The sequence below is a fragment of the Niastella sp. genome (assembly GCF_045805085.1).
In the GTDB taxonomy this organism is placed as follows: Bacteria; Bacteroidota; Bacteroidia; order Chitinophagales; family Chitinophagaceae; genus Niastella.
This window is the reverse complement of record NZ_JBJMLX010000043.1, coordinates 1-7,624: the sequence shown is the minus strand read 5'-3', so window position 1 is coordinate 7,624 and position 7,624 is coordinate 1. Positions and strand designations below refer to the sequence as shown.

Annotated in this window: 6 protein-coding genes; 5 read left to right on the top strand and 1 reads right to left on the bottom strand. The window is 44.2% G+C overall.

Annotated elements, in window-relative coordinates:
* From ACJ751_RS01910 to ACJ751_RS01895, 4 genes are all read left to right on the top strand, one after another.
* Nucleotides 1-967 (top strand): acyl-CoA dehydrogenase family protein (locus ACJ751_RS01910; RefSeq protein ID WP_407743684.1); only part of this gene is annotated, 967 nt, incomplete at its 5' end.
* Nucleotides 968-1,051: 84 nt separating this feature from the next.
* A complete protein-coding gene (locus tag ACJ751_RS01905) occupies nt 1,052-1,729 on the top strand; it encodes a YggS family pyridoxal phosphate-dependent enzyme (RefSeq protein ID WP_407743683.1) in 678 nt (225 codons plus the stop codon).
* A gap of 503 nt (nt 1,730-2,232) precedes the next feature.
* Entirely contained in the window at nt 2,233-2,646 is a 414-nt protein-coding gene (locus tag ACJ751_RS01900) for a hypothetical protein (RefSeq protein WP_407743682.1), read from the top strand.
* Between the two features lie 227 nt (nt 2,647-2,873).
* Nucleotides 2,874-4,556 (top strand): glutamine--tRNA ligase/YqeY domain fusion protein, encoded by a 1,683-nt coding sequence (locus ACJ751_RS01895; RefSeq protein WP_407743681.1) that lies wholly within the window; start codon nt 2,874-2,876, stop codon nt 4,554-4,556.
* 159 nt (nt 4,557-4,715) lie between these two features.
* On the opposite strand, the gene ACJ751_RS01890 is transcribed toward ACJ751_RS01895, so the two are convergent.
* A complete protein-coding gene (locus ACJ751_RS01890; protein ID WP_407743680.1) occupies nt 4,716-6,038 on the bottom strand; it encodes an amidohydrolase in 1,323 nt (440 codons plus the stop codon).
* A 179-nt stretch (nt 6,039-6,217) separates the two neighbouring features.
* Here ACJ751_RS01890 and ACJ751_RS01885 point away from each other — a divergent pair, with 179 nt between their 5' ends.
* Nucleotides 6,218-7,393: a T9SS type A sorting domain-containing protein gene (locus tag ACJ751_RS01885; RefSeq protein ID WP_407743679.1), complete on the top strand. Its 1,176-nt coding sequence runs from the start codon at nt 6,218-6,220 to the stop codon at nt 7,391-7,393.
* Nucleotides 7,394-7,624 lie beyond the last annotated feature (231 nt).

Here is a 7,624-nt window from a genome sequence, read left to right as displayed (position 1 = left end):
ATACGGTGGTGGCGGAATGGATGCAATATCTTATGTGTTGGCTATGGAAGAGATCTCTAAAGTGGATGCTTCCTGCAGTGTAGTGATGAGCGTAAACAACTCTTTGGTTTGCTGGGGTTTGGAAACATTTGGGAACGAAGAGCAAAAACAAAAATATTTAGTGCCTTTGGCTAAAGGCGAGAAGATAGGAGCATTTTGTTTATCGGAACCGGAAGCGGGCAGTGATGCCACTTCACAACGGACGATTGCAGAAGACAAAGGCGATCATTATATCCTGAACGGCACCAAGAACTGGATCACCAATGGTTCATCAGCCTCTATTTACCTGGTGATGGCCCAGTCGGATATTGAAAAAGGCAGCAAGGGCATCAATGCCTTTATTGTTGAAAAAAGCTGGCCCGGGGTAACAGTAGGCGCCAAGGAAAACAAACTCGGGATCCGTGGTAGCGATACTCATACCATTTCATTTACCGATGTAAAAGTGCCCAAGGAAAACCGCATTGGCGGCGATGGCTTTGGGTTCACCTTTGCCATGAAAACCCTGGCCGGCGGCCGTATTGGCATTGCCTCTCAGGCATTGGGAATTGCCAGCGGTGCGTATGAATTGGCGTTAAAATATTCAAAGGAAAGAAAAGCCTTTGGAAAGGAGATCATGCATCACCAGGCCATTCAGTTTAAACTGGCCGATATGGCTACCCGCATTGAAGGCGCCCGTTTATTGTGTTTAAAAGCTGCCTGGGAAAAAGACCAGCACCTCGACTATACATTAAGTTCATCTATGGCCAAAGTGTTTGCCAGTGAAACAGCCATGTGGGTTGCTACAGAAGCGGTGCAGGTGCACGGTGGTTATGGATTTGTAAAAGAATACCACGTTGAACGTCTCATGCGCGATGCCAAGATCACCCAGATCTATGAAGGCACCAGCGAAGTACAACGCATTGTGATCAGCAGGTCGATATTGAAGTAGTGGCATAATTATTTACCAGCATAACCTATACCTTTGAGGCAACAAAAAGGTATAGGTTTTTTTATTGAATAAACAGAACAATCAATGGCGGTAAATACAACAACTTACCAGGAAATAAATAATCAATTACAGGCAAAGCAGGTTACCCTGGTGGCCGTATCAAAAACCAAACCGGTAAGTGATATACAAGAGTTATATGACCTGGGACAACGGGATTTTGGTGAGAACTATGTTCAGGAACTGGCCGAAAAACATTTGCTTTTACCCAACGATATCCGCTGGCATTTTATTGGTCATCTGCAATCCAACAAGGTTAAATACATTGCCCCCTTTGTGCATTTGATCCACGGGGTAGACAGCTATAAATTATTACTGGAAATTGATAAGCAGGCTAAAAAGCTTGACCGCAGTATCAATTGCCTGTTACAGGTGCATGTAGCCCAGGAAGAAACCAAATTCGGTTTTAACGAACTTGAGTTAATGGCAGCCATGGAAGATATTCATAAGTATAAACTCTTAAACCAGCTTCAGCATGTGCAGGTAGTAGGTCTGATGGGTATGGCTTCGCTTACAGCGGATGCAGAACAGGTAACAAAGGAGTTTGCCTACCTTAAAATGCTGTTCGATCACTTTGCCAACCAACCTGGAAACGATCAATTCAGGGTTTTATCAATGGGTATGAGCGGTGATTATCAGTTGGCTATAGCCGAAGGAAGCACCCTGGTGCGCATAGGCAGCCTGTTATTTGGTTCCCGCCAATAATAGCTTATCGGTTTTTCGTGATGATTCGTCGGAGAATTATATTCAAACATCGAATTGATTATGACCACGGCATTCCACTGTATATCTTTGACTTACATAATTAAATAGTGTTTTTCATAGGTTATTGATTAATGGTAAAGGGCTGTGTCTACAGCTCTTTTTTCTTTTATACCCCTCTGAATATATTACCTGTATCACATTGCAACGCATAAAAATCAATTTACCAACAGGAAGGTTTATACGAAATCATGAAGAACAGGTTATAACCTCGATCATTGCTAAAACCCAATAGGGGCCTCATATTAACGGAATATTATTTTAGTCACAATTCACACTTTTGGGTTACCTTTTTCCGTTTTTTGTATAAATTTGCATAAGAATTGAACGTTCTTTTAACTCCTCTTTTTTAACGCTGCTTGCCTTCTATTGTAAATCAACAGCTTGCCCCAGTATCTAAACGATTCGCTTTCATATTATTAATTTTTTAATTAAAAACAAAGGATATGAAAACAATCACGCTTAAAGCCTTTTCTTTAGTAAAGAAAACTGCTTTCATGTTGCTGGTGCTATCAATAACCTATGTATCTGCAACAGCCAACACTTCTGATTCAACACCAACAAGTGATGATGATGAAAACGCTTCTGTATCATGCCTGAAAATGGAAGAAGGCCAGGTTTACTTTAATGTAAAGTTTGAGAACACGGATGGTGGCCGTTTTGACATTTTGGTTAATGATATCAATGGCGATAACCTGTACCGTTCTACTTTCACCGGCAAGAACTTCAATAGAGTGTTCAGAGCCCCGGTTGAAAATGGTAAACTGGTAATCATCATCCGTGATACCAAAAGCAACCACAAATTTGAGTTGACCACCGAATCAAAAATGGTTCAACAGATTCTTGTAAAAAGAATGTAGTTCGATCATTAATCAATAACGAGAACTTTTGTCATTCCTGTCCTAAGTTTCATTCCGGTTTATCGGAATGAAACTCATCGGAAGGGAGGGTCTAATTTCTTCCTTCATCTTTACTTCCTGTAGGCCTCCCCTCTAAAATATATTTCCTGCCCCGCGAGAAGGGTGAGATTGGCCACCCACTTAGACGCCAGAATTACGTAAATTTGCCAAATTCAATTTATTGAGTTATGGCAGAGATCAACACACCGGAAGAGAAAAGTCTGAATTTTTTAGAAGAGATCATTGAAGAGGATCTGAAATCGGGCAAATATACCACCATCGTTACCCGTTTCCCACCCGAGCCTAATGGCTTTTTGCACATAGGTCATGCTTCGAGCATCTGTTTAAATTTCGGCCTTACCAAAAAGTACCCCGGCTACACCAACCTCCGTTTTGATGATACCAATCCCGAAACAGAGAAAACAGATTATGTGGAAAGCATAAAGGATGATGTGCGCTGGCTGGGTTTTGAATGGAAGAACGAACTGTATGCTTCCGATTACTTCGACCAGATGTATGAATTCGCCATTACGCTCATTCAGAAAGGCCTGGCGTATGTAGATGACTCTACCTCCGAAGAGATCAAGGCCATGAAGGGTACGCCTACCGAGCCCGGAAAGGACAGTCCCTTCCGCACCCGCTCTGTTGAAGAAAACCTGGACTTATTTACCCGCATGAAGAACGGAGAATTTCCCGATGGCTCCCGTACGCTGCGTGCAAAGATCGATATGGCGCATTCGAATATGCTGATGCGCGACCCGGTATTGTATCGCATCAAACATGCGCACCACCATCGTACCGGTGATAAATGGTGTATTTATCCCATGTATGATATGGCGCATGGCCAAAGCGATTCCATTGAGCATATTACCCATTCTATTTGTACACTGGAGTTTGTACCCCATCGTGAGCTGTACGACTGGCTGATAGATAAACTAGGCATCTATCCTTCGCATCAATATGAGTTTGCCCGCCGCAATCTGAACTACACCGTAACCAGCAAAAGAAAGCTGCTGCAACTGGTGAACGATAAATTTGTGACCGGCTGGGATGATCCCCGCATGCCAACCATTTCCGGTTTACGGCGCGCCGGTTATACCCCCGAAAGTATTCGCGAGTTTTGCGATCGTATTGGTATTGCCAAACGCGAGAATATGATCGATGTGTCATTGCTGGAATTTTGTGTACGCGAGCACTTGAACAGGATCGCCATGCGTCGCATGGTGGTGTTCGATCCGTTGAAGGTGGTGCTCACCAACTATCCGGCCGATGGTGCGGTTGAAATGGTGAAAAGCGAGGACAATCCGGAAGATCCTAATACGACCCACCGTGAAATTCCATTTACGCGTGAATTATACATCGAGCGGGAAGACTTTATGGAAAACCCGCCCAAGAAATTCTTCCGCCTGGCGCCCGGTCAAATGGTGCGGTTGAAAAGCGCTTACATCATAAAATGTGATGAAGTGATAAAAGACAGCAATGGGAACATCACTGAATTACGCTGTTCTTATCTGCCTGAAAGCAAGAGCGGCGCCGATACCTCAGATATTAAAGTGAAAGGTACCCTGCACTGGGTAAGCGTTGCACAGGCCATTAGCGTTGAAGTACGCCTGTATGACCGCTTGTTCAGGGTAGAGAACCCCGCCAGTGAAGAGGGCGATTTTAAGGATTATATCAATCCGGATTCGTTGCAGGTTATCAGCACCGCTTTTGCGGAACCTGCTTTAAAAAATATCCGTTTCAGCGACCGCTGCCAGTTTTTACGCAAAGGTTATTTCTGCCTCGATAAAGATACCAGTGAAGATAAAATGGTTTTCAACAGAACGGTTACGTTGAAAGATACCTGGGCGAAAGAACAGAAGAAAGGTTGATAAGTTAATAAGTTGACAAGTTAATAAGACCTGTAAGGTGCTGCCTTTGAACCTGAATTAGCAGAGGGTTCGCCAGCACCTGACAGGTCTCTTTATTTTTATAGAACAGCTTAGGGCGTTTCATGACTATTAAGATGAATACCCTCCGCTATTGTTATCTTATTTCTTACTTCCAACCGCTTTCGCATAATCAAACACCCAATTACAAAACGCCTTTACGCCCACATCGAGGCGGCTGTCGTCGATATAAAAATCAGGGGTATGGTGGGGTGGGGCTTTTGATTTATCGGCGCCTTTGGGCATCCCGCCGAAGTATACAAAAAAGGAAGGGGCTTTCTCCCCATAATAAGAAAAGTCTTCAGAACCGGTTACCCATTCGCGCTCCCGTACATTTTCTTTACCTGCTGTTCTTTCCAGCATAGGCACCATCATTTTTACCAGTGTGGGATCGTTGTAGGTTACCAGGGTTTTATTTTCAAATGTAACTTCGGCTTTGGCGCCCATCGCTTCTGCAATGGCAGTAGCCATTTTCCGTATACGGTCGAATGTTTCTTTTTGCATTTTACTATCCAGTGTACGAATGGTGCCTTGCAACACTGCTTCCTCGGGAATTATATTCGGCCGTACCCCGCTGTGAAATTTACCTACTGTAATCACCACCGGCGCTTTGGTAAGCTCAGACTGACGGCTTACAATAGTTTGCAAGGCGTTAACGATCTCGCTTCCCACCACTATGGGGTCTATGCCTTTCCAAGGTTGTGAACCATGACTTTGCTTCCCTTTTATGTTTATGGTAAACCAGTCAGACGAAGCCATGAAGGCGCCTGATTTATATTCAAAATTACCTACTTCAATATCCGATTCAATATGCATTCCAAATACGGCATCTACTTTCGGGTTATCCATACAGCCTTCTTTTACCATTAAGAGCGCGCCGCCTTCTTCCGTTCCGGGCGGACCTTCTTCTGCCGGTTGAAAAAAGAATTTAACGGTGCCGGGCACCTCTTTCTTCATGGAGGCCAGTATTTCAGCAGCGCCCATCAACATGGCCACATGACTATCATGTCCGCAGGCATGCATAACCGATACGGTATCGCCCATGTATTCAGCCCGCACGGTTGATTTAAAGGGCACATCCACTCTTTCTTTTACCGGTAAGGCATCCATATCGGCCCGCAAAGCCACCACAGGACCTGGTTGCCCGCCCCGTAAAATGGCCACAATACCGGTTTTAGCTATGCCGGTTTGTACTTCCAGTCCCAGCTTTTTTAAATGATCGGCGATGTATTGAGCGGTTTGATATTCCCGGTTGGAGAGCTCGGGATGCTGGTGCAGATAACGCCGCCATTCAATGACCTTGGGTAGAATGGCCGTAGCCTGTTTATCGATCGCGGTGGGCTTGTTTTGCTGTGCCTGTACGGTGGTGACAAGGATCAAAAGGATGGATAGCAGGATCCAACGGGTAAACTGTTTTAGCTGCATGCTGGAAGATTTACCTGAATGTAGAAAAAAATTATGAGTTGGCAGAAGGACTAAACATATGATTTTTAAACTACTGTATATAGCGTTTATCTTGTTTATAAACCCTTGACGTACATACATGTAATAAGTAAATATATTTATCGTTTATTAAGTGTTTTAATCCCGAAAACTGTCCCGAGATGCCCGTCCCTATTACGAAAACCACCCTTACCGGTGGCAGGCCCGCCTGGTCTATGTCCGTAGGTAAACATGTATGTAGTTTACTGCTACAGGCGTTTATAATCATTCCCTGTTTTTCACAAACTATAGGCAACTGGAATTTCAATGGTTCAACTTCAGGAACCGGTGGTACTTACAATACCGTTTCAATAGCCGATTTCAGCGCTGCTATTCCAACCAAAGCATATAATGGGGGTACTGTGTATTTTGGTGAAGGCGGCTGGCCTTCCGGCGCACTGAATCCCAGTGCTTATTTGGAATTTACTATTACTCCCAATGCGGGTTATCAGCTTGATATGTCGAGCATAGTTTTAACTATGCGACGCAGCACAACCGGTACTGCTGCTGGTTCAGGGCCCACGTCCTGGAGCCTGCGTTCGAGCGTGGATGGATATACTTCAGATCTTGGTTCAAACAGCTTAACAACCAGCGTGCAGAATTTTACGATTACATTGGGCAGTAGCTTTTTGATGCGACATACGGCTGTTACTTTTCGCTTGTATGGATACAATGTCAATGTAACAACCGGCGGATTGAACCGTTTAGTGATAGATAATGTCAGCATTAATGGAATAGGATCTGTATTACCGCTAACTTTCACTGGCTTGCAGGCCTTTCATAACAATGATAAAACGATTTCCCTGAAATGGCAGATGACCAATATTCGGGAAGGCAATGTGTTTAATGTAGAGCGCTCAATGAACGGAGCTGACTTTTCCACCATCAACCAATTTACACAAACAGAGAACCAGTTAACCGGTTCGTTTCAATACAACGATAACCGGGCGCCCGGCAATGTATCCGCGATTTATTATCGCATTAAAATAAACGAACCAAGTGGCTGGACTTACTTCTCCTGGCTGGTAAAGGTTAATAACAATACGGCAAAACAGCTACTAATAAATTATGCCAACCTTACCGGTCAATCGCTTGTGACCTCGTTACAGGTTCCTGAAAAGGGTTCGTACACGCTATCTGTTGTAACCATGAATGGCGCGGTACTTCAACAGCAATCCCTTGAACTGGATGCCGGTGTGCATGTGATCACAACACCTTTACAATCCCTGGCGCATGGAACGTATGTGGTGCGTTTGGTGGGTAAAGAGGGATTGAGCAGTAAGAAGTTTGTTTGGTGAGTCGATCAACTTGTCAACCAGTTAACTCGTCAACTGATCAACTGGTTAACTGGTTAACTCCTCAACCTACTTATACTCCCCATATATCTCCCTTAATGTATCCGCAATTTCCCCCCACGTACACTTTTGCTCAACCGCTTCACTAACGGTGGGCATAATTTTTTCGCCGGCAGTGACTGTGTCTGAAAGACCTTGTAAAACCTGGTCGCACTTGGCCGGATTGCGGTTATT